General features: G+C 52.1%; 30 protein-coding genes. 5 read left to right on the top strand and 25 right to left on the bottom strand.

All coding sequences use genetic code 11. The annotated features are described in order from the left end of the window. Window positions 1-6: 6 nt before the first annotated feature. The 10 genes from DVH26_RS15735 to DVH26_RS15690 all read right to left on the bottom strand — a co-directional run bounded on the left by DVH26_RS15735 (window position 7) and on the right by DVH26_RS15690 (window position 11,008). Window positions 7-1,050, bottom strand: a complete 1,044-nt coding sequence (locus DVH26_RS15735) for an efflux RND transporter periplasmic adaptor subunit (RefSeq protein WP_239634675.1) — start codon at window positions 1,048-1,050, stop codon at window positions 7-9. Next, window positions 1,034-1,735, bottom strand: a complete 702-nt coding sequence (locus DVH26_RS15730; RefSeq protein WP_239634673.1) for an ABC transporter ATP-binding protein — start codon at window positions 1,733-1,735, stop codon at window positions 1,034-1,036. The genes DVH26_RS15735 and DVH26_RS15730 overlap by 17 nt, the downstream gene beginning before the upstream one ends. A 96-nt stretch (window positions 1,736-1,831) precedes the next feature. Continuing rightward, the gene (locus tag DVH26_RS15725) at window positions 1,832-3,355 is read right to left on the bottom strand and encodes a response regulator (RefSeq protein WP_239634671.1); all 1,524 of its coding nucleotides are present in this window, start codon (window positions 3,353-3,355) and stop codon (window positions 1,832-1,834) included. Window positions 3,356-3,358: 3 nt separating this feature from the next. Next, the gene (locus DVH26_RS15720) at window positions 3,359-5,068 is read right to left on the bottom strand and encodes a sensor histidine kinase (protein WP_239634669.1); all 1,710 of its coding nucleotides are present in this window, start codon (window positions 5,066-5,068) and stop codon (window positions 3,359-3,361) included. 81 nt (window positions 5,069-5,149) lie between these two features. Further along, on the bottom strand, window positions 5,150-5,422 hold the full coding sequence (locus tag DVH26_RS15715; protein ID WP_239634667.1) for a hypothetical protein: 273 nt from the start codon (window positions 5,420-5,422) through the stop codon (window positions 5,150-5,152). Window positions 5,423-5,469: 47 nt separating this feature from the next. After that, the gene (locus DVH26_RS15710) at window positions 5,470-6,258 is read right to left on the bottom strand and encodes a TIGR00266 family protein (protein ID WP_239634666.1); all 789 of its coding nucleotides are present in this window, start codon (window positions 6,256-6,258) and stop codon (window positions 5,470-5,472) included. Window positions 6,259-6,326: 68 nt separating this feature from the next. Next, complete coding sequence (locus tag DVH26_RS15705; protein ID WP_239634664.1) at window positions 6,327-6,821, bottom strand: acyl-CoA thioesterase; 495 nt, start codon at window positions 6,819-6,821, stop codon at window positions 6,327-6,329. Between the two features lie 35 nt (window positions 6,822-6,856). Next, window positions 6,857-8,044, bottom strand: a complete 1,188-nt coding sequence (gene purT / locus DVH26_RS15700) for a formate-dependent phosphoribosylglycinamide formyltransferase (RefSeq protein WP_239634662.1) — start codon at window positions 8,042-8,044, stop codon at window positions 6,857-6,859. A 52-nt stretch (window positions 8,045-8,096) separates the two neighbouring features. Next, window positions 8,097-10,037: a vWA domain-containing protein gene (locus DVH26_RS15695; RefSeq protein WP_239634660.1), complete on the bottom strand. Its 1,941-nt coding sequence runs from the start codon at window positions 10,035-10,037 to the stop codon at window positions 8,097-8,099. A gap of 47 nt (window positions 10,038-10,084) precedes the next feature. Beyond that, the gene (locus tag DVH26_RS15690) at window positions 10,085-11,008 is read right to left on the bottom strand and encodes an ATP-binding protein (RefSeq protein WP_239634659.1); all 924 of its coding nucleotides are present in this window, start codon (window positions 11,006-11,008) and stop codon (window positions 10,085-10,087) included. 267 nt (window positions 11,009-11,275) lie between these two features. Here DVH26_RS15690 and DVH26_RS15685 point away from each other — a divergent pair, with 267 nt between their 5' ends. Then, the gene (locus DVH26_RS15685) at window positions 11,276-11,593 is read left to right on the top strand and encodes a winged helix-turn-helix transcriptional regulator (protein WP_239634658.1); all 318 of its coding nucleotides are present in this window, start codon (window positions 11,276-11,278) and stop codon (window positions 11,591-11,593) included. 100 nt (window positions 11,594-11,693) lie between these two features. Here the strand turns inward: DVH26_RS15685 and DVH26_RS15680 are convergent, their stop codons facing one another. Both DVH26_RS15680 and DVH26_RS15675 read right to left on the bottom strand, forming a co-directional pair. Further along, window positions 11,694-11,849, bottom strand: coding sequence for a hypothetical protein (locus tag DVH26_RS15680; RefSeq protein WP_239634656.1), 156 nt, complete (start codon window positions 11,847-11,849; stop codon window positions 11,694-11,696). 85 nt (window positions 11,850-11,934) lie between these two features. Then, a complete protein-coding gene (locus tag DVH26_RS15675; RefSeq protein ID WP_239634654.1) occupies window positions 11,935-12,132 on the bottom strand; it encodes a Spo0E family sporulation regulatory protein-aspartic acid phosphatase in 198 nt (65 codons plus the stop codon). Between the two features lie 264 nt (window positions 12,133-12,396). On the opposite strand from DVH26_RS15675, the gene DVH26_RS15670 reads away from it, so the two are divergent. Further along, window positions 12,397-13,080 (top strand): response regulator transcription factor, encoded by a 684-nt coding sequence (locus DVH26_RS15670; protein ID WP_239634652.1) that lies wholly within the window; start codon window positions 12,397-12,399, stop codon window positions 13,078-13,080. Window positions 13,081-13,173: 93 nt separating this feature from the next. Here DVH26_RS15670 and DVH26_RS15665 read toward each other — a convergent pair whose 3' ends face one another. From DVH26_RS15665 to DVH26_RS15625, 9 genes are all read right to left on the bottom strand, one after another. Then, window positions 13,174-13,908: a YhcN/YlaJ family sporulation lipoprotein gene (locus DVH26_RS15665; RefSeq protein WP_239634650.1), complete on the bottom strand. Its 735-nt coding sequence runs from the start codon at window positions 13,906-13,908 to the stop codon at window positions 13,174-13,176. A 170-nt stretch (window positions 13,909-14,078) separates the two neighbouring features. Next, the gene (locus DVH26_RS15660) at window positions 14,079-14,585 is read right to left on the bottom strand and encodes a hypothetical protein (protein WP_239634648.1); all 507 of its coding nucleotides are present in this window, start codon (window positions 14,583-14,585) and stop codon (window positions 14,079-14,081) included. 24 nt (window positions 14,586-14,609) lie between these two features. Beyond that, the gene (locus DVH26_RS15655) at window positions 14,610-15,266 is read right to left on the bottom strand and encodes a trimeric intracellular cation channel family protein (RefSeq protein WP_239634647.1); all 657 of its coding nucleotides are present in this window, start codon (window positions 15,264-15,266) and stop codon (window positions 14,610-14,612) included. Between the two features lie 10 nt (window positions 15,267-15,276). Beyond that, window positions 15,277-16,350 (bottom strand): Gfo/Idh/MocA family protein, encoded by a 1,074-nt coding sequence (locus DVH26_RS15650; RefSeq protein ID WP_239634646.1) that lies wholly within the window; start codon window positions 16,348-16,350, stop codon window positions 15,277-15,279. A gap of 207 nt (window positions 16,351-16,557) precedes the next feature. After that, a complete protein-coding gene (locus DVH26_RS15645; RefSeq protein ID WP_239634645.1) occupies window positions 16,558-17,211 on the bottom strand; it encodes a response regulator transcription factor in 654 nt (217 codons plus the stop codon). Beyond that, a complete protein-coding gene (locus tag DVH26_RS15640; protein ID WP_239634644.1) occupies window positions 17,212-18,582 on the bottom strand; it encodes a sensor histidine kinase in 1,371 nt (456 codons plus the stop codon). Between the two features lie 39 nt (window positions 18,583-18,621). Then, a complete protein-coding gene (kapB, locus tag DVH26_RS15635) occupies window positions 18,622-19,005 on the bottom strand; it encodes a kinase-associated lipoprotein KapB (RefSeq protein WP_239634643.1) in 384 nt (127 codons plus the stop codon). A 25-nt stretch (window positions 19,006-19,030) separates the two neighbouring features. Continuing rightward, on the bottom strand, window positions 19,031-19,342 hold the full coding sequence (locus DVH26_RS15630) for a thioredoxin family protein (protein WP_239634642.1): 312 nt from the start codon (window positions 19,340-19,342) through the stop codon (window positions 19,031-19,033). Between the two features lie 79 nt (window positions 19,343-19,421). Continuing rightward, on the bottom strand, window positions 19,422-19,940 hold the full coding sequence (locus DVH26_RS15625; protein ID WP_239634641.1) for a hypothetical protein: 519 nt from the start codon (window positions 19,938-19,940) through the stop codon (window positions 19,422-19,424). 106 nt (window positions 19,941-20,046) lie between these two features. Between DVH26_RS15625 and DVH26_RS15620 the strand changes: the two genes are divergently transcribed. Beyond that, window positions 20,047-20,256 (top strand): hypothetical protein, encoded by a 210-nt coding sequence (locus DVH26_RS15620; protein WP_239634640.1) that lies wholly within the window; start codon window positions 20,047-20,049, stop codon window positions 20,254-20,256. Window positions 20,257-20,355: 99 nt separating this feature from the next. On the opposite strand, the gene DVH26_RS15615 is transcribed toward DVH26_RS15620, so the two are convergent. From DVH26_RS15615 to DVH26_RS15605, 3 genes are all read right to left on the bottom strand, one after another. Continuing rightward, a complete protein-coding gene (locus DVH26_RS15615; protein ID WP_239634639.1) occupies window positions 20,356-21,969 on the bottom strand; it encodes an ABC-F family ATP-binding cassette domain-containing protein in 1,614 nt (537 codons plus the stop codon). A 147-nt stretch (window positions 21,970-22,116) separates the two neighbouring features. Further along, the gene (locus DVH26_RS15610; protein WP_239634637.1) at window positions 22,117-24,039 is read right to left on the bottom strand and encodes an ABC-F family ATP-binding cassette domain-containing protein; all 1,923 of its coding nucleotides are present in this window, start codon (window positions 24,037-24,039) and stop codon (window positions 22,117-22,119) included. Between the two features lie 15 nt (window positions 24,040-24,054). Then, window positions 24,055-25,110: a M42 family metallopeptidase gene (locus DVH26_RS15605; protein WP_239634635.1), complete on the bottom strand. Its 1,056-nt coding sequence runs from the start codon at window positions 25,108-25,110 to the stop codon at window positions 24,055-24,057. A 101-nt stretch (window positions 25,111-25,211) separates the two neighbouring features. Between DVH26_RS15605 and DVH26_RS15600 the strand changes: the two genes are divergently transcribed. Further along, window positions 25,212-25,544, top strand: a complete 333-nt coding sequence (locus DVH26_RS15600) for an ASCH domain-containing protein (RefSeq protein WP_239634633.1) — start codon at window positions 25,212-25,214, stop codon at window positions 25,542-25,544. 60 nt (window positions 25,545-25,604) lie between these two features. Further along, on the top strand, window positions 25,605-26,081 hold the full coding sequence (locus tag DVH26_RS15595; protein ID WP_239634631.1) for a DUF2269 family protein: 477 nt from the start codon (window positions 25,605-25,607) through the stop codon (window positions 26,079-26,081). Window positions 26,082-26,124: 43 nt separating this feature from the next. On the opposite strand, the gene DVH26_RS15590 is transcribed toward DVH26_RS15595, so the two are convergent. Next, on the bottom strand, window positions 26,125-26,415 hold the full coding sequence (locus DVH26_RS15590; RefSeq protein WP_239634629.1) for a Dabb family protein: 291 nt from the start codon (window positions 26,413-26,415) through the stop codon (window positions 26,125-26,127). Window positions 26,416-26,451 lie beyond the last annotated feature (36 nt).

The following is a 26,451-nucleotide window of genomic DNA, read 5'->3' as shown; positions in this document are numbered from 1 at the left end:
GTCACCTCAATTGTTTAAAATCACCTTTTGTCCTTCTTTGAGCCCTTTGCGGATTTCCACTTCCGTGGCCGATACGATGCCTTTCTCTACGTCCACTTCCTTCCGGCTTTCGCCTTCGAGCACCTGCACGTAATCGCGTCCCATGTACGAACGGAGCCCCACTTTAGGAATAAGCAGCACATTGTCGCGCTTCTCGGTTACGATCGTAATATCCGCGTTGGTTCCGATCGTCACGGTCTCCGGCAGCTCGTCAGGCACGATGACAATGGATTTGGCATTCTTATCCTGAATCGCCTTAACATCGGATTGCGGCGCCGTAGCCGGTATTTGCACGACCTTCCCTTTCAAGGCTGTATTTTTAATTTTCAAATCGGCGGCCATGCCCACCTGAATTCCGGTCAAGTCATTCGAATTGGCCGTCTCATACACAAGCTTGATCGACTTTGGATCGGAAATGGTGAGCAGCGTTTTGTATGCCGTAACGGCATCGCCCTGCTTGATCGGATCCATAAACGTAACGATACCGTCCACATTGGACACAAGCTTCGTACGTTCCAGCTGCTGACGAAGCATGTCCAGCGCAATTTGCTCCTTCTGTACGTCCAGCACCTTCATCCTGATGGCAATGGCGTCGCCGCGCTGATCTTCCTTGGCTTGCTCGAGCGCCAGCTTCGCTTTCTCCAGCACGATTTCCTGCTGACGGATTTTGCCCTCGACCTCACCTTTATCCAGTTGAGCCACCACATCGCCTTTGGCCACCTTGGAGCCCATACTGACGTTCATGGACGAAAATCGGCCGCCCGATTCGTTGTAAGACAAATACTGCAATCGGTCCGAAGCGAACGTTCCGACCCCGCTGACCTGCTTGGTAATCGTCCCTTTCTTGACCTCATACAGCTCGAAATTTTCCTTCACCGGCTTCACGAGAGGCGGCTGCAGCGCTTGCTCCTCCTTGGGCAGCAGGCTGCAGCCGGGCAATACGGCCAGAACGGATGCTGTCAACGCTGCGATGGCTAATGTGCTACGGCGTTTGCTAACTTTCTTCCACAATGTGTCCATCCTCCAATGCATACACTTGATCGACAATTTCCATAATCGCCGGATCGTGTGTTGTTAAAATAATCGTCATCCCTTCTTGCTGGACCAGGTCTTTGAACACCTTCATGACCTGCAAACCCATGCGGCTGTCGAGCTCCGCCGTCGGCTCGTCGGCCAGCAGCAGCTTCGGACGGTGCGCGATCGCCCTGGCGATAGCAACGCGCTGCTGCTCCCCACCGGACATTTCGTAGGGCCGGTGCTTCATCCTTGGCTTAAGGCCTACGAAATCCAATGCTTGCTCCGAATATTCCCGGTAATTCGAGGAGGATACTCCCGCAATACGCAGACCGAATTCCACATTCTCGTAGGCCGACATATACGGCACAAGCGCGAACGACTGGAAGATAAGCCCCAGCCTGGTTCGGCGAAGCTCATTGCGCTTCTTGTCGGACATGACCGTCACGTCCTGTCCCATGAAGTAAACGGCTCCCTCGGTAGGGCGATCCAACGCGCCCAGCATATTCAGCAGCGTTGTCTTGCCGGAGCCGGATCTTCCTCTGAGAGCTACCAGCCTTCCGTGAGGAATGCTGAGGTTCGCTCCGCGGAGCGCGTGTACGGCGCCGGTTCCTTTACCGAATGTGCGCTTAACGCTTACCGCCTCGATAATCGGTTCATCCCTTTTCATAGGAACATTCATTGCTTCTCTACTCCCCTTCAATGAAAGCGTTATCTATATTAAATGTAATCGTTACCTTGACATAAAAATAGACACCAATCTGTTAGATAATGGTGTCTATTTGTTCTGTTCCTCGTATTCCGTCGGAGTACAGCCGACCATTTTCTTGAACGTTTTGGCGAACGTCTTGGCATCGATAAAGCCGACCGCCTCGGCAACCTCATACACTTTCCGTTCCCGGCCGGCAAGCAGGCGCTTCGCCTCCTCAATGCGAATGCGTGTCAGCGCTTCGATCAGCGACTCTCCCGTCTCTTTGCCGTACAGGTCGCTTAAGTAGCTGCGGCTCAGCTTGACATGCTCGGCAATATCCGACGTGCTGATAGGCATCCGGTAGTGATTCCTCATATATTCGATAGCCTTACGCACGAACGGATTGCGGGTAGCGGCCTCCGAGCGGGATTGCAGCATCGCCGCGAGCTCGCGGCAGGCTTCGTCGAACCATTCCGTCAGCTCCTGCATCCGCAGACGGCTCTGAACGGCAGCGAGCGAGACATATTTGCGCTCGAAGGTGTCCACAGCAGTCTCCGTCTGCTGTCTGGCAAATGCCGCTGCAAGCCCAAGCAGCTCGTAGAGAAAGCTATACACTTGATCTACTGGCGGCTTCTCACGATACAGGCGATGGCAAATATGCCGCGCCCAATGGTGAATCGCCTCCTCGTTGCGGCCTGCGATAGCTTTCAGCAGATTTTGCCTCTCTTCCAGAGGCAGCGTATCACCGCTCCCGGCAGGCAGGGAGAAAGGCTCCGGCTCCATCATAGTTCCGTCGATGTCCGAATAAAAGTAGCGGCTCCGGAGAGCTTCATGCTGTCCGAGAGTCTGCTTTACCTGTTCGACGCCGCGTATTGCCGCGATATCGGTAATGAAAAAGCATGCTTCCGGTATATTGCACTCGTGCAATAAAAACCGGCGGATTTCTTCCGATCGGGACGGCCCCTCATAGATTAATAGGAGACGCTGGTCCGACAAGGAAATATAGGCAAGCGCATCCGGCCACTGCCACCCGAGCAGCGGCATTTGCGAGCCTGGAGCAAAATGAATCAAATAGCTGGCGACTTCCCCGCCATCCCGGAACCAGGCAGCCTCCAGCTCCTCGTCCGGCATTCCGGTCACCCATGCTTTTTGCAGCCGCTGGCCCCATTGCGCTTGCTTGGACAGCATCAGCTGGCGCTTCAGCTGCTCGCTCTGCTCCCGATCCTTGCGCTGCAGCAGCAGGCCGTCTCTCGCTTCGGTCAAAATGTGAACAAGCTGCTCCGGCTCCATGGTCGGCTTCAAAATATAATCATGCGCACCATGCTTCATCGCTTCCTTCACATAGGTGAAATCGTCGAGGCAGCTCAGCACGACAACCGCAACATCGGCCCCCGTCTGCTTCAAACGTTTGACCAGCTCCAGTCCGTCCATCCGGGGCATCAATATGTCCGTCACGACAAGATCAATACCGCCTTGCTGCACGGCTTCCCAAGCCTCTTCTCCGTCGACGGCCTCACCGCCCCACTGCAGACCGTGCTCCTCCCAACGGATCATCGACTTAAGGACTTTGCGGATGATCGGCTCGTCATCCACTATGAGCACTTTCATCATAGATTATCCTACCTCGCTTTGATGTACAGGCATTGTAAGCCGGATCGTCGTGCCTTCCCTGGCTTTGCTCATCATTTGCATACTGTAGCCTTCTCCGTAATACAGCTTGATTTTTTCACGAATGTGGCGAAGTCCGATCCCGCTCATCCTCTCTCTTACGGAAGCGGCGGACGCCTCATTATCCCACGATTCTCTGGCCATCCCTACCCCGTTGTCTTCGACCTGACAATACAGAAGATCTCTTGGTACATCCAGCCAAATGCGGATCACGATGCAGCCGGATCGCCTTCCGGGCTCGATGCCGTGAATAATGGCGTTCTCGACCAGCGGCTGCAAAATCATTCTCGGGACCAGACATTGGTTGGCCATCGGATCGATGCTGCATTCCAGCTGAACCTGGTCGCCATAACGGAACGACTGGATCTCCATATAATCGTGAATGAGCCCGATCTCCTCGCGGATCGTAATAAAGTCGCCTTTCTTCCCGAGACTCGCCTGCAGCAGCCGGACCAAGGACGTGACCACTTCGGCAATTTGCGGGGTTTGGTGCATTTTGGCTACCCATTTGATTGTATTGAGCGTATTGTACAGAAAATGAGGATTCAGCTGGTATTGCAGCGCTTCCATTTCCGCTTCCTTCTTCAACGCTTCTTCCCGTTTGACCTGCTTGATCAGCTCTTCCAGCCGGTTGAGCATCTGGTTGTAGCTCTCCCCAAGCTCGCTCCATTCCTTGCTTGTTTTACTGACCCAATAAGCTTTGAAATCGCCGAGCTCCGCCCTATTCATGAGCCGCCGCAATTGATCCATCGGCTTCGTAAGATAATGCTTGAACAAATACGTGCTGACGATGCCTAGAAGCAGCAAAATGAAGGTGGCTAGCAGTACCGTCAGCTGAACCGTCGTGCTGTGCGCCTTTTCCAACACCTGCGGTGCCTCGATTCTCGATATCCATAAGGTTCCCTGCAGATCGACGGACTGCTGGGATATGACGGTGTCATCCTTCCACTGCAGCTGCGATGTTTCCGACCATTTCCAATCGGAATCGTTTGGTTTCCCCGGGCCCCCGGGCGGAATCCGCAAATACATTACATCGCCATCCGAATTCATCAGCTGATGGCGGGTCAACGGCCATTTGCCGTAGATATCCTTCATGATAGAGTCCAGCGAGACCATGAATTGGATCGAGCCGCGGACGACATTCGTCTTGCGGTCGACAAGCGGCGATACGAAGATCACTTCATAAGGGGAGCTGGCGGCGCCTTCATTTACTCTTGGCACAATGAGCCTGTCCTGTCTTTGCATGATCAGCCTTTGCGTATCCAGAAGCGAAGAGGCCGCGTCGGAGTTCGTGCATAGAATGAACGGGTTGTCGCTGACCGTAATACAAACGTCCGTAATATAAGGAAGCTGCGATGTTTGCTGTTTGATCAGCATATCCGCATAATCGCGCATTGACCTTTCTTCGGCGGAGTCTCTTGCAGCCTGCCCCTCGGTAAGCCGCTGGATGACGTAGTCGTTCCCGACATTACGCGCCATATAGTCGATTTGATTGAACGTTTGCCGGAGCCTCTGCAGCGTTTGCTCGTGAAGCCGGCTCACCTGATCCGACATTTCGCGCCGTTCGCCCGACGAAAGGTTGTAAGAATAGAACATCAACGTACCTGTAATAGACAAGGAGCAGACCATAATCAAGTAAATCAGCAAACGAATCATCGTCGTTTATCACCTGGGGCGATCCATATTTGTTTGGAAAAAAACCCATGGGCTTGGAGGCCCACGGGTTCACGGGTTCTTTTACGGCGTGCCTACTAATTGCAAAGCCTGCGCCTGAAGCTCTTCCTTATAGCTAGCCATGCAATTGCACAAAAAGTCTTTGCGGCAAATCGGGCAAGGCTCTTTCAGCAGACGATTCACATGCGTTACGCGTGCTTCGCCGGATTCTCCGTCCTTCTCGAAGATAAGACGGCAGGATGTACGATCCTTCAAATTGACCACAATTTCAAACAATCCGTTTTTCGGGTTGTTGCTGACAATTTTGGCATCGACGACTTGTGGTTGATATGCCATTGTTTCAGCACCTCTCTTATGTATTGTATCTTGAATAATAGCTTGTTTTACTTATCCCCGTCAAGTAAATTGCCGAGTCCTCCGAGGATGCTGCCTTCTTCCTTGCGGCCTCCGGCACGCGATGCGGACAATACACGGTCGGCCAACCTGCTGAATGGAAGCGACTGAATCCATACGCGCCCCGGACCTCTAAGCGTAGCGAAGAACAGGCCTTCGCCGCCGAATATCGCGGTCTTGATGCCTTTTACGAACTCAATGTCGTAATCGACATCTTGGGTCATGGCTACGAGACAGCCTGTATCCACCCGGATCAGCTCGCCCGGCTGCAGCACTTTCTCGCAAATGGCGCCGCCGGCATGAACGAAGGCCAGTCCGTCCCCTTCGACCTTCTGCATAATAAAGCCCTCGCCGCCGAAAAAGCCTGCACCCAGCTTGCGCTGCAGCTCGATTCCTACCGATACGCCTTTAGCCGCGCACAGGAATGAATCTTTTTGGCACACGAGCTTGCCGCCGAGCTGGGATAGATCCATCGGCAGGATTTGGCCGGGATATGGCGACGCGAACGTAACTCTTTCCTTCTGGTAGCCTTGATTCGTGAATACGGTCATGAACAGGCTTTCCCCTGTCAGCAGCCGCTTGCCCGCACCGAACAGCTTGCCCATAAATCCTTTGTTATCGTCGCTGCCGTCACCGAAGATCGTCTGCATCTGGATGTTGGCATCCATCATCATCAAGCTTCCCGCTTCCGCAACGACGCTCTCGGACGGGTCGAGCTCAATCTCGACATATTGCATTTCCGAACCGCAAATCCGGTAATCAATTTCGTGAGCATTCATAGTGGCAATCCCTCCCATTACTTTACACTATACGTACACTATATCATACCTGAAATGCGGCTGCATCGTCATGCCTGTTTGGACGACTCTGCCGCCCGTTCTTCCTTGCGCTTCTTGCGCGCCTGGTACCGCTCCTGGGCGCTGGCGTACAATTTGCGCTCTTCCTCGGTCTCGGGGATGACCGCGGGCACCGGCGTCGGCTTCCCTTCATCGTCCAGCGCGACGAATGTCAGAAATGACGTGGCCGTCGTTTTCCGCTCCCCGGTGAACAAGTTCTCCGACTCCACCTTGACGTAAACCTCCATGGAGCTGCGGTGGGTCCAGGATACGAAGGCTTCCAGCAGGATCGCTTCCCCGACGCGAACCGGCGCCAGGAAGTCCAGGCTGTCGCTCGAAGCGGTCACCACACCGCGGCGGGAGTGCCGCATACTTGCAATCGTAGCAATTTTATCGATATATCGCATCACGACGCCGCCGAACATCGTACCATGATAATTCGTATCGGAAGGGAATATGATGTCACTCATCGTCGTGCGGGATAAACTGGCTGCCTTTGCTTCCATCCATCTTCTCCTCCATTGCTGCTCATTCGGATATGTCACTCGCCGGAAGGATAGACCAGCTTAAGCTTGCCTGCCGCTTCCTCCGCGATTCGGCGAGCTGTTTCCACATCGTCGGCGCTGCTTAGCGCGACGGCCATTCTCCGGCCAACCTTCGTCTCCGGCTTGCCGAATACTCTGACTTGCGTGTTAGGCAGCGCCAGCGCCTGCTCCAGCCCTTCGATCGTGAAATCCTGCCGCTCTTCCGCCGCTTTCAAAGTATGGGACGCTCCCGGAGTCAGCAGACGGATCGTCGGAATCGGGAAACCGAGAATCGCTCTCACATGAAGCGCGAACTCCGAGAGATCCTGCGTCACCATCGTGACCATTCCGGTATCGTGAGGTCTTGGAGATACTTCGCTGAAATAGACCCGATCTTTGCCCAGGAACAGCTCGACGCCGTAAATCCCCGCGCCGCCCAATGCATCGGTAATCGTTTTGGCGATATGCTGCGCCTCGGCAATTTGTTCCTCGGTCATTTGGTGAGGCTGCCACGATTCTATGTAATCGCCGTCCTTTTGCACATGGCCAATAGGAGCGCAGTAGGAAGTTCCCGATGCGGAGCGGACGGTCAGCAGCGTAATTTCCGACTCGAAGTGGATGAATTCCTCCACGATAACTCTCGTCTTCTTCGCTCGTCCGCCTTCCATCGCATAGTTCCACGACGTCTCGACGTCATCGAACGAACGGCATACGCTCTGGCCTTTGCCGGACGAGCTCATGATCGGCTTGATCACGCAAGGCGTACCGATCTTGGCGACGGCTTGCTTCAGCTCCTCCAGGCTGTCGGCAAATTCGAACTTGGCCGTAGGAAGCTGCAGCGTCTCTGCCGCAAGACGGCGAATGCCCTCGCGGTCCATCGTCAGTCTTGCCGCTGTCGCCGTCGGAACGACCCGGAAGCCTTCCTGTTCGAGCTCCACAAGCACTTCGGTTGCGATAGCTTCGATCTCCGGCACGATCAAATCCGGCTGCTCCTTCATAATCAGCTCGCGCAGCTGCTCCCCGTCGAGCATGTTAATGACATAAGAGCGGTGCGCGACTTGCATCGCCGGAGCGTGTCCATAGCGATCCACGGCAATCGTCTCGACCCCTAGCCGCTGCGCTTCGATGACGACTTCCTTCCCCAGCTCTCCCGAGCCCAGCAGCATCATTTTTTTGGCTTGACCTGATAATGGCGATCCGTACATGTACTATCGTTCCTCCCAAATTGAAATAACTTGCATAACAGGCAAAAATCATTTAGAGCTTGCTTAACAGCATTTTTCGCAGCAAAGGACCGAGCTGTGCCGTAATATCGGCAACATCAGGAACAAGCACGCTGTGTCTACCGTAAATGTTCCGCATGGTTTCGCGCTCCGTATCCTTGATCTCGCCGTTACCGAGAAATACGCTCACGACCTCTATTCCGCTTCTTCTCGAACGCAGAACGGCTTCGCACGTGTCAACGATGCCTTCCTCATGATAATCGGATGCGGATGGCTCCCCGTCCGAGAACACGAGCAGCACCTTCTGCTTCTCTGGGCGCAGCATCAGTCTCTCGGAAGCGATGCGGATGGCATAGCCGTCCCGGTTGTCCTGCTCCGCCTGTAATTGCAGCAGCTTAGGTCCAACCGCACTGTCCGTCAAACTGCTGATATAGTCCGTGACGACATGGAACACATTGGGGCTGGACGATTCGGTCACTTCGTCGGCGTCTTCCCAGAAGCCTATGATCTCGTGAGGCACACGCAGCGCTCGAAGTGACTCATGGAACAGAGCAATCCCTTGATGAGCCTGTTCCATTTTATCATACATCGAAGCCGAACAGTCGATAAGCAGGCAAAAAGCGGCGTCGACCTCTGTCGAAGGGCTGCTTTTTTTGTAAAACAATCGCGGAAACGGCTCCCACGCGGCCCTCACGAGCTTCCGGCTCAGTCTGCCGGACAACAGCTCATCCCGTGGCGCGATCCGCTTCTGCTCCATGGTCATGCGAATGGTCTGTTTCAGCTTATGAATCAAGGGAGCGATTCCCTTATGCAGCTCGTTATAGCGAATATAAGCATCGGCATCGGGCGGCTCCGCAGGACGAAACACCGGCACCGCTTTCCGGTTCAACGCCCCGTAAGCGTCCGCTTTCCCGTTCAGCCCGGTGTCCATCCGCTCCAGCGGCTGAGTAGCAGGAAGCTCGGGCTCATTACGCTGAGCCGCCTGTGATGAGCCCTGCACAATTCCCAAGGCTTGATCCCCGCTGTCGGCTTCGCGCACATGATCGCTGAGCAGACCGGCCTTCGAGCCCTGCTCGCTGTCGAATCGAAGCAGGCTCTCCTCCTGCTTCTTCGTTTCCCGGTGCCAGGTCGGGAGCCTCTCGCCCTGCTGAGGGTGCTCTTCCTCTTGCTTCATCGGGAGCACGGACTCGTGCATCCCTTTCTTTTTGCGCTTCAGCTCGCCGATATATTCCCAGGACAATGGCTCGTCCGTCCCGGAATCCTTCTGCAAGGAAAAATATTGTGCTCGAGTGTCGCCGCCCAAACCGTTCCAATCGTCCAATAGCGTGAATAAGGCCTTACACCGTTCTGCCAGCTCCTGCGTGCTCTTAAACTGATCGTTCTTCAAATCAATTAGCAGCCGCTCAATCGCTGGACGTGCATCTCCAGGCAGCTTAGCCAACTGTCCGTCCAGCCCTTCCAACGCATCGAGATTGCGATTGCGATAGATTACTTCTGCAAATCCGCTGAGCAGCGCATCCGCCTGCTCGCCGCGATCCGAATGTGAGGCGCGCTTGCCGGCAAAATGCTTCGCATACATCGCGCTGCGCATCGATAAGCTGCTTGCAGTACCAGGCCGATGACGGAGGCATAGCGACATCAGCCGCCTCTCCTCGCAAAGCGCAAGCCATTGCTTGGCCAGCATCGGCAGCCGGATTGACTTGATCCAATCCAAATAAGAGGCTATAACGGTAGAATCCGTGAACCACGAGCTGCCGATTCCGCGCAAATAGACGTCCGTCTTCATGCCTGTAAGCTTGATCTCTTCCGGGTAATAGCTCCAAAACTGGCTGACCGCCAGCAATTTTTCCCGATGATTATAATAAGATAAATACGATAGCTCCAGCCCGAGATCCTCAATGCCTGTGAGCGCCTTGGCCAAATCAAGAAGCTGCATGCGTAAGAAAGCGTCCACTTCATTCTCAACAAATCGCATATCCGTACTCCTTCATATCGCTTGTTGCAGAGCCTAAGATGCATTCGTTAATCAAAATAAGTCTCCGCCAAATTCATCACAAGCGCCTTTTCCCGTTCGTCGTCCAGCTTGTCTGCAATGGCGCGCTGCACTGCACGCAACGTTGGGATATAAGCGGCCAAATCGCACGCATCAATAAGCGCCCGTACGGATGCAGCTTCATCCGAAAGCTGTCCCGAGCGGATCTGCTCCTGCAAATCCGACGACAAACGGACGAAACGTTCCAGCACAGAACCATTCGTAAACCGCGCTTTTTCTTTTAGCAGCTCGAGCAGCTTATCCCCTTGCAAATAAGGGACGTCTACGACAACAAAACGGTTTTTCAACGCTTCATTCATTGGAACCGTGCCGACATAGCCTATATTGACGGCCGCTATAACGCCGAAGCCTTCCTTGGCGCGAATAATCTCGCCGGTAAAAGGATTCGTAATGGTCCGGCGATGATCCAGCACGCCGTTAATGAGCGGCAGCGTTTCCGGCTTTGCCATATTGATCTCGTCGATATACAGCCAATGCCCGAGCGTCATCGCCTTGACGACGGGTCCGGGAACGAACCGGACGGCGGATTGCCCCTGCTCGACCTCAAGCGTCTTGAAGCCGATCAGCCCTTCCGCATCCAAATCCACCGAGCAATTGACGGCGTGCATTGGCTGGCCGAACAAATACGACAGCGTTTCGGCCAAGCGGGTTTTTCCCGAGCCTGTAGGCCCTTTAAGAAGCACGTTTTTGCCCAACGCCATAGATACTATCGCATCGTCCAGCACATGCTCGTCCGGCGCCCGGTATCCGTCGTCTCCGATTAAGCTCAAAGCTTCGGCATCCAACGAATGCCGCAGAAACTCCCGCTTCTCCAATATTCTTTTAAGCAGCGGGGCGGGAAGCTTCGAGCGCGTTAATGGTTCTACTTCAATCATGTGATCTGTCCTTTCCATTCAAGGCATTCTCCTAAGTTACCTATCGTTGTTATACTTTACTATGTGAAATTTTTCAACACCTAATCGGATCGGTTTACCCAAAACCGCCTAGCGCCACATACCAACTTTTTACTTAATCAAACCGATGTATGCGAAAGCATAAGATAAGGAGTATAATAGGAGCAACAACCATCACAATAACGGAATTTCATCGGATTGTAGAAAAGGGCTTACTTTTGACAAGTAACTTATGTTAAACTATAGAGAAGAAGGAGATGATCAAACATGGCCGATCACGATTATCAGCTATGTCCCAAGTTTGAAGCGGCTTTCGAGCTTTTGGGGAAACGATGGACAGGCTTGATTATTCAATCGCTGCTGCATGGACCTAGACGGTTCAAGGATATTTCCGAAATGATTCCCGGAATGAGCGATCGCATGCTGGCCGAGCGTTTCAAGGAGCTGGAAGCAGCTGGCATTATTAACCGGCATGTGTACCCGGAGACACCCGTGCGAATTGAGTATGAACTGACGGACAAAGGCAAGGCTCTACAGCCTGTTATGGTTGCAGTAGGTCAGTGGGGCGAGCAGTGGGTCAAATAATCGACATTGACTTACCCAATGACTGTAGAGCATCGAGCAGTGAACCTATTTCGAGGGCTTGGCATCTGAACCGATTGTGCATTCGCGTATAGCCCTTCGCTTACGTGAGCATGATATCCGGATGCCAAGCCCCGTTCATTTTATCCTCTTCCAGCAAAAAAGAAATAGACGAGCACCCGAGGTGTTCGTCTATTTTGCCGCTTACCTTGACGAGTGTCAGAAAATAAGCGTTTCCTATCTTATTGGCGATTTCCACCTATCATTCTCCGATAATCCAAACCGCCGCGCCATGCCCTGTGAAATCCCCCATCTTCTATAAAGCTTTTGACGGCAAAGCCGATTTATGTATTGACAGGTTCCTCCCGATGCTTTCTATTCTCCCTCTGCAGATGCATCGCGCGGATGATTAAACGATCGAGCTCCTTGCTCTTTTTCACGACGTCCGGATTCGTCAGATCGTATCCCTTCACTGTAACCATCTCTTCCAATGCATCAATGCACAAGCGGATTTTATGTTCCAATCGTACTGGCAATTTCATGGAACCAACCTCCTTGTTGTTCATCAATTTGACACGATTCATAGGAAAATTGAAGCTTGTCCTGCACTTGTTTTTCAGTTACAGTAAAAATACTTGTGTTTTCTACACTTCCTATTATGACGGAATTGTTTTAAAAAAGTTGTAGACTTTGGTAAAAAAACAGCCCGTTTCGACTGATTTTGCTAATACTTTCTTAACATTCGATGGCAACTTTATAGTTTGCCTTTCTCACTATTCCCCATATGTATCAAGGAGGAGGAGTTCATGTCGACCATATTACTTATTGAAGATGATCAAAGCATTGCGGATATGATTTCCATTTATTTATCCGAAGAAAGTTACACGGTGCACAGCGCTTCCGATGCCAAACAAGGCAAGCGGCTGTTTCAGACGATAGACCCTGATGTCATTATCCTCGACGTGATGCTGCCCGATATGAACGGAATTGAGCTCTGCAGAGAATTTCGCGCGAATTCTTTGATACCGATCATGATGATATCCGCCAAAAGCGAAGTTTCCGAACGGGTGAAAGCGCTTGTGATCGGCGCTGACGATTATTTGTGCAAGCCGTTCAGTATGAGAGAGCTGGCAGCAAGAACCGGCGCCCTGGTCCGAAGGTCGGCAATGTCCAAAGCAGCCGCGTCACCGCCGCCTGAGCCGCCGCAGGCAGTGAAGCTGGATATCGAGAAAAGAAGCGTGTTTGTCCATAATGTGCTTGTAGAAACAACTTACTCGGAATTTGAGATAATGAAACATTTTTGGCTCCATCCGGGCAAAGTTTTTTCCCGAGAAGAACTGTTAAATAAAATTCGCGGCATCGATTCCTTCGTAACCGAGCGCTCCGTAGACGTACATATTACGAATCTTCGCAAAAAAATCGAGTCGGACCCCAAGGATCCGAAGCATATTAAAACCGTCTGGGGTGTCGGATATAAATTCGAGTCATAAATCCGTCTCTAACGGATAAGCTTGTCTTGGAAATGAACGATTCCAAATAAAAACTCCTGACCGGCAGCAAGCCTAGTTCAGGAGTTTTGTTCATTATTGACGCGTATTGTGATCGTTCGGAAACACCCGTTGTATCATCGTGTTGAACTCGTTCATATACACTGACAAATCGACTCCCCGATCGTTCTCCATCGAGTAGAACCGGATTCGCTGAACGAAATTCGGGTTCGCCGATACGAATACCCGCTGTACACCGGGCTGGGACATCGCAAGCACATGGCCGGAAATGCGATTCGACATGGCATGGCTTAATCCGCCCGGATCGGACCAATTCAACCGGTGAGAGCCTTTGTCCGTACCGAATAGTCCTACTCCGCCTTTCGGCGTAATGGAATTGGCCATCATTTCCGGATGCGCTTCTTTGTCCGGCTGATGTCCGTCCAGCACCAGAGCAACATACGCATTGTTCTCCGTAATGATAATGGTTGACTTATCAACCCCGGCCATTTGCTCTACTCTCGCTGAAATTTCGGGCGCGAACCGAAACGTCTTGGTCAAATGCGGATTGTTCATATCCAGCTGCCGGAACGCGCCCGGATTGTCCGGTTCAGGTCCCGAAACCTGCTGCTTCTCCCACTTCGGCTTGACACCCAGCGTATTATCTTCGTTATTCAAGCTGCTCCGGTCATATAAAGCGTGGTGGTCGCCCGATTGCAAGCCGGCTCCCAGCTGCTTGTTCTTGTTCTGATTGCAGCCGGCCATGAGAACCATTACAGCCGCGGCTATCGCTATACTCCAAATGACACTCCGTAAGTGCATCTTGCGCATGGTGAACCTCCTCAAATGTCTCATCCTTCTATGGTTAGGATGAGTTATGAGCAGGAAAATATACGCTTGCCCTGAACGAAGTTCAGCCATTCCTTCGGTTGGAGCTGTTACTCTGCACAAAAAAAGAACCCGCATGCATGACAGCATCAGCCGGGCTCCCTCTTTTGCTTTTATGATCCGTTATCGTCTTTCCCTAATGTCCGGTCGAGCTCCTCCAACAGCTTACGAACGGCTTCTTCCGACCGGTCCGACGACTGCTTGAACCGGAGCAGCTGCTCCTGCAGGTTCACACCCATCTCCTCGCTCTCCGCTTCCTGATCGGTATAGGACGGGTCGAACCATACGTAATCGCCGTCCGGACCATTGCGCAAAAACGATTGCGACCAGTTCTCCGGATACTCGTAGGATTGCTCACCGAATACCAAGCCGAGAACATCGTCGCTTGTCAGAGGCATTAAATGGTGAAACGTTTCTTCCCCGTTGCTCTCCGGTCCGACAGCGGCAATCTGCTTATGCAGGTAAGCATAGTGCAAATAATGCTCCCCGGTCAATTTATCTTTGGCGACCTCATACATTTCCAGCGCCTCTTCTTTCAACGGCTTGACCGTCTCCAGCCGCTCCTGGAGCCAATCGGAAGGAATTCGTCTCATTTCAACGAACGACATGACCATCATCATTCACTCCTATTGAATTGCCTGCGGTTACCCGTGCCATTTGGCCGGAGTTACGGTCTCATCCGCCAAACGAAGCGAGCGCCGCGGCAAACGCCATTTAAATACAACGGAAAGCATACGCAGCACAACGATCAACACAAATAAAACTAACAACGGATAAGATCCCTGGAACCATCCGAGCGCTATCAGAAGGCCTGCCAGCATGCCCCATACGGCGTATATTTCATCGCGCAGCACAAGCGGCTTGCGACCGGCGAGCACATCGCGGATAATACCTCCGCCGATTCCCGTCATGACCGCCGCAACGATAACCGCACTGATAGGCGAGTTCATATTCGTCGCATATAAGGCTCCCTGTATGGAAAAGGCGGCCAGCCCAATCGCGTCGAACAGCGATTCCCAAGTCTTCCAGCGCTTGATCCAGCTTGTAGGTACGATGAACACTAGCGCCGCCGCAATCAGCGCGGTCTTCAAGTATAAGCCCTGCTCCCACAAGGTCGTCACCGGAATCCCGATGAGCAGATTTCGGACGACGCCCCCACCGAACGCCGTTACCAAGGCAAGAACGAACACCCCTAGCACATCGTAATCCTCTTCCATGGCGACTACGGCGCCGCTAACGGCAAAAGCTATCGTGCCGATTATGCTGAACAGCTGTAAATTCAATTCGAGTAGCTCGCTCATGTTGTGCGCATCAATTCCAATCCAACGTTACGACGTTGCCCGTTCGGGACGATTCATAAATGGCTTCCAGCACCAAATTGTTCGTCAAGCCGCTTAAACCTGAGGTCAGCGGTTCTTTGCCTTCCCGGATGCAATCCACGAAATGACGGCTCATCCGGACGCGCGGACCTGCATCGTTGGCAGGCTGAGTCAGCTCGACATCGGCTGTCCGGTCGAACACTTCGGTGAACAGCTTCCCTTTGCCGCCGCGAAGCGAAGCTCCGCCTTCCGTCCCCATCAAGTAAATATACGGCTGGTTGTCCAGCATATCGGTATGCGCCGCCCAACTAACATCAAGTGTCAGGGTGCTGCCGTTATCCATTTTTATCAATGCGGTAGCCAAATCCTCGACATCGTAGGTGCCGTTCCAATCCGGCGTGCCCCATGTTCCGATGCCGCGGCGTTTCGGTCCAAACTCCGCATAGGTCGTTCCGAACACCGAAACCGGCTTTGGATTGCCCATCAGATGCAGCGACAAGTCGAGCATATGAACGCCGATATCGATTAACGGACCGCCGCCGGATTTGGACATTTGCGTAAACCATGTGCCCCAGCCCGGGATCCCTTTGCGGCGGAGCCAACCCGTCTTAACGTTATAAATATGTCCTAAAGCGCCTTTGTCGATCTGTTCCTTCAATTGCTGGTTGATCGACTCCCAGCGCATTTGATGTGAAATCATCAGCGTTTTGCCGGTTTCCTTATGAGCTTGGACTATCGCCTTTGCGGCTGCAGCATTGATCCCCATAGGCTTCTCAAGCAATACATGCTTCCCAGCCTTCAATGCATGGATTGCAATGTCCGCATGAAATTGGTTGGGAACCGCAACGATTACCGCGTCGATACTCGAATCCTGGAGCAACTGCTCGTAGTTCGCATATACATTAGGAATTCCGTGTTCTTTCGCTCTGGCTTCTGCGGAAGGCAGAAAAACGTCGGTGATGCCTGTAATCTTCGTGTCAGGCAGTTTCTTAAACTCATTAATATGCACGTTGCCGATATTTCCGGCCCCGATAACGCCAATATGAAGCTGGCTGTCAGCACTCATGTTCACGGGTTCCTCCATTCATTGTCACTAGTCAAGCCGACATTAAATATACCATATGCGTGCGGATTTACGCTATCGTAAAATGCCTCCACCTGACGGAGCTATGACGTTGAATTCTATCCAATTCTATGCTTGGAGCCATCGATCTTAATAATTCGATAATACACAAAAAAACGGCCAAAACCGTCATGGATGACCGTTCCGCCGTTACAAAATACCCATATCTTTTGCTTTTTGCGCCGCTTCCTTGCTGCTTTTGCCTCCGAGCTTGCGCAATATATTGCCGACATGCACTTTGACCGTTCGAATGGATACTACGAATTTATCCGCAATTTGTGTTTGCGTATATCCTTTTTCAATCAGGTCCAGCACTTGAATTTCCGTCGGGGTCAGCAGATCTCGCAGCTCCTTGACGCGAATTTCCTGCTCCAGCTTTTTCAGGCGCCGGAATTCCTCCCTCATCTGGGCAGCCGCGCCGGGTGAGATCGAGCTCCGGTTGGCGTACGCGCTGCGGATCGACTGGGGAATTTCCGTAAAATTCGATTTTACCATGTAATCGACGGCTCCCGCCTTGAACGCCTCGAAGATCAGCTCCTTCTCTTCCATTGAGGTAAGCATGATAACCCTTGCGCCCGTACACTGCACAATCTCGGCCGCAGCCCATATCCCTTCCGGACTGTCCGACATCATAATGTCCATCAATACGACGTCCGCCTCCACCTGCTCCAGCAGGCTTACGGCATCTTGTCCGGACGAAGCGGTGCCGACGATTTCGATGTCCTCCTGCTTGTTCAAATAGCTGGACAATCCCCTCAGCCAATCCTGATCGTCCTCAACGATGACCACTCGAATCCGGTTCAATTAGCGTTTCCCCCTCTCTTTTTTGGAAAAGTTAATAAACACCGCTGTGCCTTCGCCCGGCTTGCTGTGAATATGCATAGACCCTTTGTGCTTCTGAATGACGTGATAGCAATAAGACATCCCCAGGCCGAAATTGAATTTCTTGCCGCCCTTGGTCGTATAGAAAGGATCGAACACCTGCTTCAGCTGCTTTTTATCCATACCGATGCCCGTATCCTTGATTTCCACCGTAATATTGCGTTTGGTTTCCGTCAGCTTGACGGTCAGCAGCCCTCCGCCTGGCATAGCTTCTACAGCATTGGTAAGGACGTTGGTGAACACCTCGGCCAGCTGCGCTTTATCGCCCCATATCGTTCCGGTGTAGCGGAAGTCCCGTTCAACCTCGATCTCATTCATTGCCGGCAGCAGCGTCGCTACGCATTGCTCCAATAGCTGATCCAGGTGAACATTGTCTGGATGCAGCTCCACATCCTGCGTCTGCCCTTGAATCCGGTAGATCATATCGTATATATGCTGAGAAGCGGTAATAATGACCCGAATATCGTCACGAAGCTGGTGCGGATCGGGCTGATCCGCCTCGGACTGGATTTTTTCGCTGAACAGCCGAATTTTGCCTACATCATTCTTGATCGCATGATTCAAGATGGCCGTTCCTGAAGTGATCGCTCTCAACGTATAATCGAGCTTTTGATTTTGAATCGAGATTTGCAAGCCCATAAAGCCGTAACGGAAGCTGGAAATCAAGATGACAGCCAGCGTAAACCCGATCAGCCACGAATTGTAGCGCCACATTTCATAAAGTCCGAAAAAAGTAGGCAGCACATATAAGGTAAATAAGGCAAAAAACAAAGTGGGCGCCGCGGCTAATGTGGTCAGTATCCTGTGCTTGCGAAAAAAAGTGTTGCGCTCCTTCAACGTCGCATGCACCAAGATCGCGATACCCGCCATAATATAGGGCGTCGTCCACAAGGTAACATAGCGGTACGGGATAGGGTCGTCCTTAACGGGATCAAAGCCGAAGGATAGGAGTACTGGAACCAATAGCGCCCAGGGAACCCAGGTTTTCCGCGAGGACCATACGGCATAATTCGGATGATACACAATCGTGAACATCAGAAACGTATAGGGCAGCCCGTAATAGCAAATGAGCGAGCAGGTAGTTTCAATCTGGATGAGAATCTTGGCAACAGGCTCCGTTAGCCATCCCTTATCGTAAAAAAGAGGCTTAAGAGTGTCGTCAATGACCGCCGATAAGCCTCCGGAGCCCCCGGTAAACGCAATGGAAGCGATCCAACGGGTCGTTCGCCGTTTCGGGTCCGTCACTATAAGCAGAAGCCCGATCGTCCATAACCCAATAAGAACAAACATCATCGAAGCCGACTCTCCAGTTCCGTCTTGATTATCGTCTTGCTACTGGGCGTAATCCTTCTTCAATTGCTCCAGCTCCTGAACGCTGCGTTCCGCCCATTGAATCGTTTGCTTGAGCCCTTGAATTTCAGACAAAAGAGCTTGTTCCAAGGACGCTTTATATTCCGGAACCGTTCCGTGGAATGGTTTGATCGTATACAACGGCATCAACGCGATTTCCTGGAACGCAAGCGCACGGCGCTGGTGAAAAAAGGCAACGTTCGGGTTCATCGGATTGTGCAAATCGCCTTGGGTCGGATGCTTCCGGACCGCCAAAATTTTAACAGCCGCTTTGGATGACGAGGTCAGCTCCACTACCTCACCTACGTACTCCCCGGTCTTATATTCGGCTGACACGATGCTGCCGATCTCGAAGCTATGATTCATAGTTATTCCTCCTTGTCGAATTGTGCTACTCCTTGTGCTGGAACCATCGGAGCAGATCGTCTACGGATTGCATTCTATACCGTTTATCCGCCGCTTCCCCATCTACAACGTAGGCAATGCAGGGAACGCTCTCCAGCTGCCAGCGCTGCGCAAGGTCGGGGCTGAAATTAATGTTGCACTTAACGATAGGAAGCTCTGGCTTCATAGCCAAAATTACCTGCAGCATTCGCTCCGTTACTTTGCAGGTTCCGCACATGGGGGTATAAAAATAAATAAACATTCGCTTGCCAGGATGAGCTGACAGCTGCTTCACCTGTTGTTCCGTCCAATCTTCCACAGCCGGCCCCCCTTTTTCCTCTGACGATACCGAATCCGTCGCGATGACCGGCTTCTTTTGCCCCGGCCTTATGCGCAAATTACCTGAAAGATTGATCCAGCTGCTCCATACTGGATTCCATATGCTCCAGCAAGCTGGGAATATCCTCGATTTGCCGTTCGTCGAGCTTCCTGACAAAATGAACGGTCAGATGATTACGGAGCTGTCTCGGCTGCTCGCCGTAAGCCGTATGCACCGTCTGCCGGATGACCGGCCCTTCGCCCCAAATGGAGCGCATCAGCTGTTCCGCTTCGGCACAATCCTTGTCTATATCGCTGACGGGAAACGTGAAGGCAAGCTCAAGACTGCAGCCTGGCTGTTTCCCCGGCTCCGCCAGCAGCTCCGCCGACAAATCCGCCAACGATGCGGTTAATACAAAGCTGCCCTTCACTACTCCGCCCGGACGTCTTACCGCTTCCATGCTGAAGCTGCGGGACATCGTAGACAGCTCCACCCTGTCGAGCCGATTCACGATTTGCACCGATCCTCCGAGGTCCAAGTCATACATGGCGCCTTCAAATACTACCTTTAAATTGTCAAAAATCGTAGGGTCGAACATAACGCTCCTCATATCTGGTAAGTTGATTATATTATATTTTTCACTTGCTTCCTATGGGACAAATCAGTACAATGAAATCATCCAATTCAAGGAAGGTGTTACATCAATGTCTGACGAGAATCAGAACGTCGAATCCGGACAAGAGCCTAAGAAGGTCAGCCTGGCTGACGCTATTAAAAACAAGCTTGCCCAGAAGAAGCAAGAGCAGCACGATGCAAAAGCGAACCCACAACTGCGCGGCGGCAACAGCGCTGTGATGAGAAGCCAAAACAATAAAAAGCCTAACAATCAGCGTCGCCGTACCGGCGGGAGCTAAGCGGGCCTTAGGCGGAACGTTTTGCTTCGCCACAAAGATACCTTTTTACATCGAAAAGAAGGATGAGCTTATATTGAAGCTCATCCTTTTTCATTTCATTTAAGCGTAAAGCTTAGCGCGCAGCTGCTTGATTTCTTCGCTTTCCAGGTACTCGTCGTACGTCATCATTTTATCGATCAGACCGTTAGGCGTGATCTCCATGATCCGGTTAGCAACCGTTTGGATAAACTGGTGGTCATGCGATACGAACAGCATCGTTCCGTCGAAATCGACCATTCCATTGTTCAGAGCCGTAATCGACTCCAGATCCAAGTGGTTCGTCGGTTCGTCGAGAATGAGCACGTTCGCTCCGCTCATCATCATTTTGGAGAGCATGCAGCGCACTTTCTCTCCCCCGGACAATACGCTTGCCTTCTTCAGCGCTTCTTCGCCGGAGAACAGCATCCGTCCCAAAAATCCGCGGAGATACGATTCGTCCTGATCTTTGGAATATTGGCGCAGCCAATCCACCAGGTTCATATCGCTATTGAAGTATGCCGAGTTCTCTTTAGGGAAATAAGCTTGAGTCGTCGTAACGCCCCATGTGTACTCCCCGGAATCCGCTTCGACCTCACCCGTAAGGATTTGGAACAACGTCGATTTGGCATGACCGTTCGGACCGACCAAAGCTACTTTATCGCCTTTATTCAGCGTGAAGCTGATGTTATTCAGCAGCTGCTCGCCTTCAGCGGATTTGTTCAGCTTCTCCACGGTCAAAATTTGTTTGCCCGCTTCGCGTTCCGGCTGGAATTTAATAAACGGATATTTCCGCGTGGACGGCTTGATGTCTTCCAGTGTCAGCTTCTCCAGCTGCTTCTTACGGGAAGTAGCCTGCTTCGACTTGGATGCGTTCGCGCTAAAGCGCTGGATAAACGCCTCAAGCTCTTTACGCTTTTCTTCCACCTTCTTGTTCGACTCGCGGGTCAGCTTCAAAGCCAATTGGCTGGATTCATACCAGAAATCGTAGTTACCTACGTACAATTGGAGTTTACCAAAGTCGATATCCGCAATGTGCGTACATACCTGATTCAGGAAGTGACGGTCATGGGATACCACGATAACGGTGCCTTCGAATTTGGCCAAGAAGTTTTCCAGCCAGTTGATAGATTCGATGTCCAAGTGGTTGGTAGGCTCGTCGAGAAGCAGAATGTTCGGCGTTCCGAACAGCGCTTGCGCAAGCAATACGCGTACCTTCTCGTTACCGCCCAATTCCTTCATCTTCTGTTCATGCAGCTCTTTGCCGATTCCGAGACCGATCAGGAGCTCAGCTGCGTCGGATTCCGCCTGCCAGCCGTCCAGCTCCTGGAACTCACCCTCAAGCTCCGCTGCGCGCATGCCGTCTTCTTCGGAGAAGTCGGGCTTGGCGTACAGCGCATTTTTCTCTTCCATAATCTCGAACAGACGCACATGACCCATCATTACGGTCTTCAGCACTTCCACTTCGTCGTATTCGAAATGGTTCTGCTTCAATACTGCCATCCGCTCGCCCGGGGTGATGCTGACTTCTCCTTTGTTCGCTTCCATCTCACCGGATAAAATTTTCAGAAATGTCGATTTGCCCGCGCCGTTCGCGCCGATCAAACCATAGCAGTTACCCGGTGTAAATTTGATGTTTACATCCTCGAACAGCGCTCTTTTTCCGTATCGTAAAGTGACATTATTAACTGTAATCATCGATACAACCTACTCTCTCATTTTAGTACGATAACGCCCTCAAAGCTTCCAATCACAGATTATACCACAAACCGGCTGGCATTTCCCATTACATTGCAAAAAATGCTATGGAGCATGCGCCGGGCATGAGCTTAAGTACCGTCCTGTCTATTTGCCTGCCGAAATTTGCTCCACCAGTTCAGACAGCTCCGCCCAACGATCCATCGTTTGCTCAAGCTGCTCGGTGAGCTTCTGCTCTTCCACGTACAGCTCCTGAACCTTGCCATAGTCGCTGCCCGCCCGTTCAATCTCCGATTTAACTGTGGCAAGACGCTCCTCAATCGCTGCAATTTTGCCTTCGATCTCATCCCATTCCTTCTGATCCTTAAAGGAAAGCTTGCGAGCTCTCGCCGTTTCTCTTCGCTCCGGCGCTTCCACGGTGGACTGGGCAGATGGTGCCTGCAGCTTGCGGTCGTTCGCTTCCGCCTGCTCCTCTTGTTTAACGGCTTCCATATACTCCGTGTAGTTTCCGAAAAAGTGGCGGATATGCCCTCCGCCTTCAAATGCAAACAAATGGTCCGCCGTACGGTCCAAAAAGTACCGGTCGTGGGATACCGTAATGACCGCACCCGGGAAGTCTTCCAAGTACTCTTCCAAAATCGTCAGCGTTTGGATGTCGAGATCGTTCGTCGGCTCGTCGAGCAGCAGCACGTTCGGTTCGCCCATCAGCGTGCGCAGCAAGTACAGTCGTCTGCGCTCACCGCCGGACAGCTTGCCGATCGGGGTCCACTGCAGCGCCGGGGAGAACAGGAAGCGCTCCAGCATTTGCGCCGCCGTCACAGCTTCTCCGTTAGCCAGGCGGATCACTTCCGCCGCGTCCTTGATATATTCGATGACCCGCTGCTTAGGGTCCATTTCTACATTTTCCTGCGTATAATACGCTAGCTTGACGGTCGTTCCGACGTCTATCGTGCCTTCATCCGGCTGCAGTCTGCCGGCTATCAAGTTGAGCATCGTCGACTTGCCGCTCCCGTTAGGGCCGATGATCCCGATCCGGTCGTCCGGAAGTACAATATAGCTGAACGGATCGAACATTTTGCGTCCGTCGAACGATTTGCTCACGCCTTCCAGCTCAATCACCTTCTTGCCCAAACGGCTCGCTCCAAGGGCCATCTCCAGCTTGGCTGCAGGTCCGTCGACTTTGCGGTCTCTAAGCTCGACAACGCGGTCGATGCGCGCTTTTTGCTTCGTGGTCCGTGCTTTCGCTCCGCGACGCAGCCAGGCAAGCTCCCGGCGCAGCATGTTTTGCCGCTTGTCTTCCTCCGCTGCCTCGCGCTCGAGGCGCTCCGCTTTTTTCTCCAGAAATGCCGCATAGTTACCTTCATAGCTGTACAGCTTGCCGTGATCCAGCTCGATAATGCGATTCGTTACGCGGTCGAGGAAATAACGATCGTGCGTAACGAGCAGAAGCGCGCTCTTCCATTTCCCCAAAAACTCCTCGAGCCATTCGACCGTATCATGGTCAATATGGTTCGTCGGCTCGTCGAGAATAAGGAGATCCGCTGGCTGGATCAGCACCCTAGCCATTGCAACCCTTTTGCGCTGGCCGCCGGAGAGTACCCCCACCTTCTGCGAAAAATCATGAATGCCTAGCTTCGTCAATACCGTTTTGGCGGTTGTATTGGCTTCCCATGCATTCATGGCGTCCATTCTTTGCTGAACGGCGAACAGCCGGGATTGTCTCTTCTCGTCTTCCGGAGCCAGCTGCAGCTCCGACAATGCCGCTTCATAATCGCGCAGCACCTGCATGAGCGGCGTATCGCCGTAAAACACCTGCTCCAGCACGGTCGACTCTCCGTCGAACTCGGGATTTTGCGGCAAGTACTCCACCCGGAAGTGATTGGAATGAATCAGCTTGCCCGAATCGACGGATTCGAGTCCCGCCATCGCTTTGAGCAGCGACGATTTTCCGGTTCCATTGACTCCGACAAGGCCGATCCGCTGCTTTTCGTTAATTTGAAATGAAATGTCGTCGAACAATACTTTGTCGCCGTAGCTTTTGCAAAAATGCTCAATCGTTACAATATTCAATGATACCAGCCCCTTTTATGCGTTGGTTCCCCATGCTTCGGTTACGTAAGCCGTGAGCAGTGCGATCGTGTTCCAAACAGCGTCCTGATGGGTTCTTTCCATGCTGTGCGATGCGTGTACGCCCGGACCGATCAATGCGGCTCGAATATTGCTTCCGCCACGAAGCGCAGCCGACGCATCGGAACCGTATTGCGGATAAATGTCCACGGCATAATCCAGCTTCTCGCGTTTGGCCAGCTCAATCAATTTGGAGGTCATTTCGTAATCGTATGGACCTGAAGAATCTTTGGCACAGATGGAAACATCCCGCTCCGTGCAGGACAGATCGTCTCCCATCGCACCCATGTCCACAGCGAGCAGCTCGTCGATTTCTTGCGGCAAATAAGCCGCTCCGTGTCCAACTTCCTCGTAAGTGCTGATTACAAGCTGAAGGGTATACTCCGGTGTGATTTGCTCCCGCTTCAACAGCTCCAGAAGACCGAACAACGCCGCTACACCGGCTTTATCATCCAGATGCCGCGATTTAATATATCCGCTATCCAGAAAACGCGCCCGCGGATCGAAAGAAATAAAGTCGCCGACGCCGATGCCCAGCTTCTTGACGTCCTCATCGCTTTTCACCGGCTCATCCAGGCGAATTTCCATAACCGACTCCTCGCGTTTGAACTCCCTCGCATCCGGGTATACATGCACGGAAGGCTTGATTGTCAAAATCGTGCCTTCGTAGGTTCGCCCGTCTCTTGTGTGCACCTTGCAATACTCGTTTTCCACCGCTCCCATCATATAACCGCCAACCGATGTGAAGCGCAGGAAGCCGTTCTTTTTGACCGCTCTCACCATAGCTCCCAACGTATCGACGTGAGCGGACAAGCCGACGACGCGATTCGGCTGCTTGCCCGGAACGGTTATCAGGCCTCCGCCTTTTTTCGTATAGCTAATCGAGTATCCGAGCGCCTCGGCCTCCTTGGCTATGACTTTCATGATTGTGCTGCAAAATCCGCTCGGACTCGGCGTATTAAGCAGCTGTTCTAGAAGACGCAAAACATATTCTTGATTGATCTGCTTTTTCATTGGACTGCACTCCGTTTCTTCTATTGATTACGAAGCATTTGCTATCGTTATTTATTTCGTGTAAGCTATCAAATGAATAAAATCAGGGAGGTATTACCATCATGTCTGAAGCATTGCCGCCAAAAACCTGTACCATCGAACGCCTCGTGACCGTAGCCGCTGACGTGGAAAAAGTCATTAAAGGCGAAAAAACGGCGACCCGCCGTAACGGTCGTTACGCCGATCCGGGTGAAATCATGGAGCTTAACGGCCACAAATTTGAGGTGCACAAAGTGTACCAGCAATCGCTCGGCGAGCTTACGGATGAAGCCGTTCAAATGGAAGGCTACGCCAGTGTGGAAGAATACAAGAACTACATCCTTTCCATGCATGCCGGCATGCCTTGGCTACCGCACATGAAAGTGTGGGTTCACGAATTCCGTCCAGTGCAATAAGTGCACGTTGGCTCCTAAGGCCAGTTGCATGCCAAAAACAGTGTAGCCTTCAATACATGAATGCTACACTGTTTTATTCACCTTTTCAAGTTTGGAGGCTTCATTTTGTATCCTTGGCTCGTTTTTATCCATGCTGTAAGCGCGATGGTATCCATCGGTCCATTCTTCGTCCTTATTCCTATGCTAGCCAAGCTTCGCACGGCCGAAGAGCCGCTGTTGAGCGCATACCTGGATTCCTTTCACTTCGTCGTCCGACTTTCCAAGCATTGCGGCCATGTTTTGGTTTTCTCCGGATTGCTGCTCATGTGGCTCGGTGATTGGCCATGGAATACTCCATGGTTATTCGGAACGTTCGTCGTGCTGTTCGCTTCCCTGCTATTCATGGCCAGGGCGTTTTCCCCGACCATCCGTCAATTGCGTAAGCCCGATCATGACAGAACACGGCTCGTGGATAAGCTGGCCCGCGCGTTGTATCTTTATCTATTCGTTCTCTTCCTAATGCTGTGGCTTATGATAATGAAACCGGCTCTGTGGTGACCATCGTTCACCCGAGCCGGTTTTCGTTGTAATGATGCAGCTATTAAGAGACAAAATCAACGCAAACGCTCGTTCCATCCAGCACTTGCTTCATATGTGCTTTGACCTCCACGTGAATCGGATGGTTGTCATACACGCTTAAATCTTCAAGCGAATCGAATTTCGTGATAAGGGCGATATCGTAGGAACGTTCCGAATGGAGAACGTCCGTGCCAACCTCAATATATTTCAGCACAGGAATTTTACCGTCCATATTCTCCAATACGTCAACAGTAGCTTGTATAGATTCCGGGCTGCGATCTTTAAGCTTGAAAAAAACGATATGAGTTAGCATTGTACAATGTCTCCTTTGTGGTCTCGAATTCAATGT

This window comes from Paenibacillus sp. H1-7, from assembly GCF_022354825.1.
In the GTDB taxonomy this organism is placed as follows: Bacteria; Bacillota; Bacilli; order Paenibacillales; family NBRC-103111; genus Paenibacillus_S.
This window is presented reverse-complemented; position numbering and strand designations above follow the sequence as displayed.

Coding starts and splice junctions, on each gene's coding strand:
- DVH26_RS15665 (WP_239634650.1), bottom strand. CDS start 13,908: ATGCGCAAGATGCACTTACGGAGTGTCATTTGGAGTATAGCGATAGCC.
- DVH26_RS15690 (WP_239634659.1), bottom strand. CDS start 11,008: ATGGAAAGGACAGATCACATGATTGAAGTAGAACCATTAACGCGCTCG.
- kapB (WP_239634643.1), bottom strand. CDS start 19,005: ATGAATCATAGCTTCGAGATCGGCAGCATCGTGTCAGCCGAATATAAG.
- DVH26_RS15650 (WP_239634646.1), bottom strand. CDS start 16,350: ATGAGTGCTGACAGCCAGCTTCATATTGGCGTTATCGGGGCCGGAAAT.
- DVH26_RS15605 (WP_239634635.1), bottom strand. CDS start 25,110: ATGAAAAAGCAGATCAATCAAGAATATGTTTTGCGTCTTCTAGAACAG.
- DVH26_RS15705 (WP_239634664.1), bottom strand. CDS start 6,821: ATGGAAGCAAAGGCAGCCAGTTTATCCCGCACGACGATGAGTGACATC.
- DVH26_RS15695 (WP_239634660.1), bottom strand. CDS start 10,037: ATGCGATTTGTTGAGAATGAAGTGGACGCTTTCTTACGCATGCAGCTT.
- DVH26_RS15715 (WP_239634667.1), bottom strand. CDS start 5,422: ATGGCATATCAACCACAAGTCGTCGATGCCAAAATTGTCAGCAACAAC.
- DVH26_RS15640 (WP_239634644.1), bottom strand. CDS start 18,582: ATGATGTTTGTTCTTATTGGGTTATGGACGATCGGGCTTCTGCTTATA.
- DVH26_RS15615 (WP_239634639.1), bottom strand. CDS start 21,969: ATGATTACAGTTAATAATGTCACTTTACGATACGGAAAAAGAGCGCTG.
- DVH26_RS15725 (WP_239634671.1), bottom strand. CDS start 3,355: ATGATGAAAGTGCTCATAGTGGATGACGAGCCGATCATCCGCAAAGTC.
- DVH26_RS15655 (WP_239634647.1), bottom strand. CDS start 15,266: ATGAGCGAGCTACTCGAATTGAATTTACAGCTGTTCAGCATAATCGGC.
- DVH26_RS15675 (WP_239634654.1), bottom strand. CDS start 12,132: ATGAAATTGCCAGTACGATTGGAACATAAAATCCGCTTGTGCATTGAT.
- DVH26_RS15710 (WP_239634666.1), bottom strand. CDS start 6,258: ATGAATGCTCACGAAATTGATTACCGGATTTGCGGTTCGGAAATGCAA.
- DVH26_RS15620 (WP_239634640.1), top strand. CDS start 20,047: ATGTCTGACGAGAATCAGAACGTCGAATCCGGACAAGAGCCTAAGAAG.
- purT (WP_239634662.1), bottom strand. CDS start 8,044: ATGTACGGATCGCCATTATCAGGTCAAGCCAAAAAAATGATGCTGCTG.
- DVH26_RS15660 (WP_239634648.1), bottom strand. CDS start 14,585: ATGATGATGGTCATGTCGTTCGTTGAAATGAGACGAATTCCTTCCGAT.
- DVH26_RS15730 (WP_239634673.1), bottom strand. CDS start 1,735: ATGAATGTTCCTATGAAAAGGGATGAACCGATTATCGAGGCGGTAAGC.
- DVH26_RS15685 (WP_239634658.1), top strand. CDS start 11,276: ATGGCCGATCACGATTATCAGCTATGTCCCAAGTTTGAAGCGGCTTTC.
- DVH26_RS15590 (WP_239634629.1), bottom strand. CDS start 26,415: ATGCTAACTCATATCGTTTTTTTCAAGCTTAAAGATCGCAGCCCGGAA.
- DVH26_RS15720 (WP_239634669.1), bottom strand. CDS start 5,068: ATGATTCGTTTGCTGATTTACTTGATTATGGTCTGCTCCTTGTCTATT.
- DVH26_RS15625 (WP_239634641.1), bottom strand. CDS start 19,940: ATGTTCGACCCTACGATTTTTGACAATTTAAAGGTAGTATTTGAAGGC.
- DVH26_RS15600 (WP_239634633.1), top strand. CDS start 25,212: ATGTCTGAAGCATTGCCGCCAAAAACCTGTACCATCGAACGCCTCGTG.
- DVH26_RS15670 (WP_239634652.1), top strand. CDS start 12,397: ATGTCGACCATATTACTTATTGAAGATGATCAAAGCATTGCGGATATG.
- DVH26_RS15595 (WP_239634631.1), top strand. CDS start 25,605: ATGCTACACTGTTTTATTCACCTTTTCAAGTTTGGAGGCTTCATTTTG.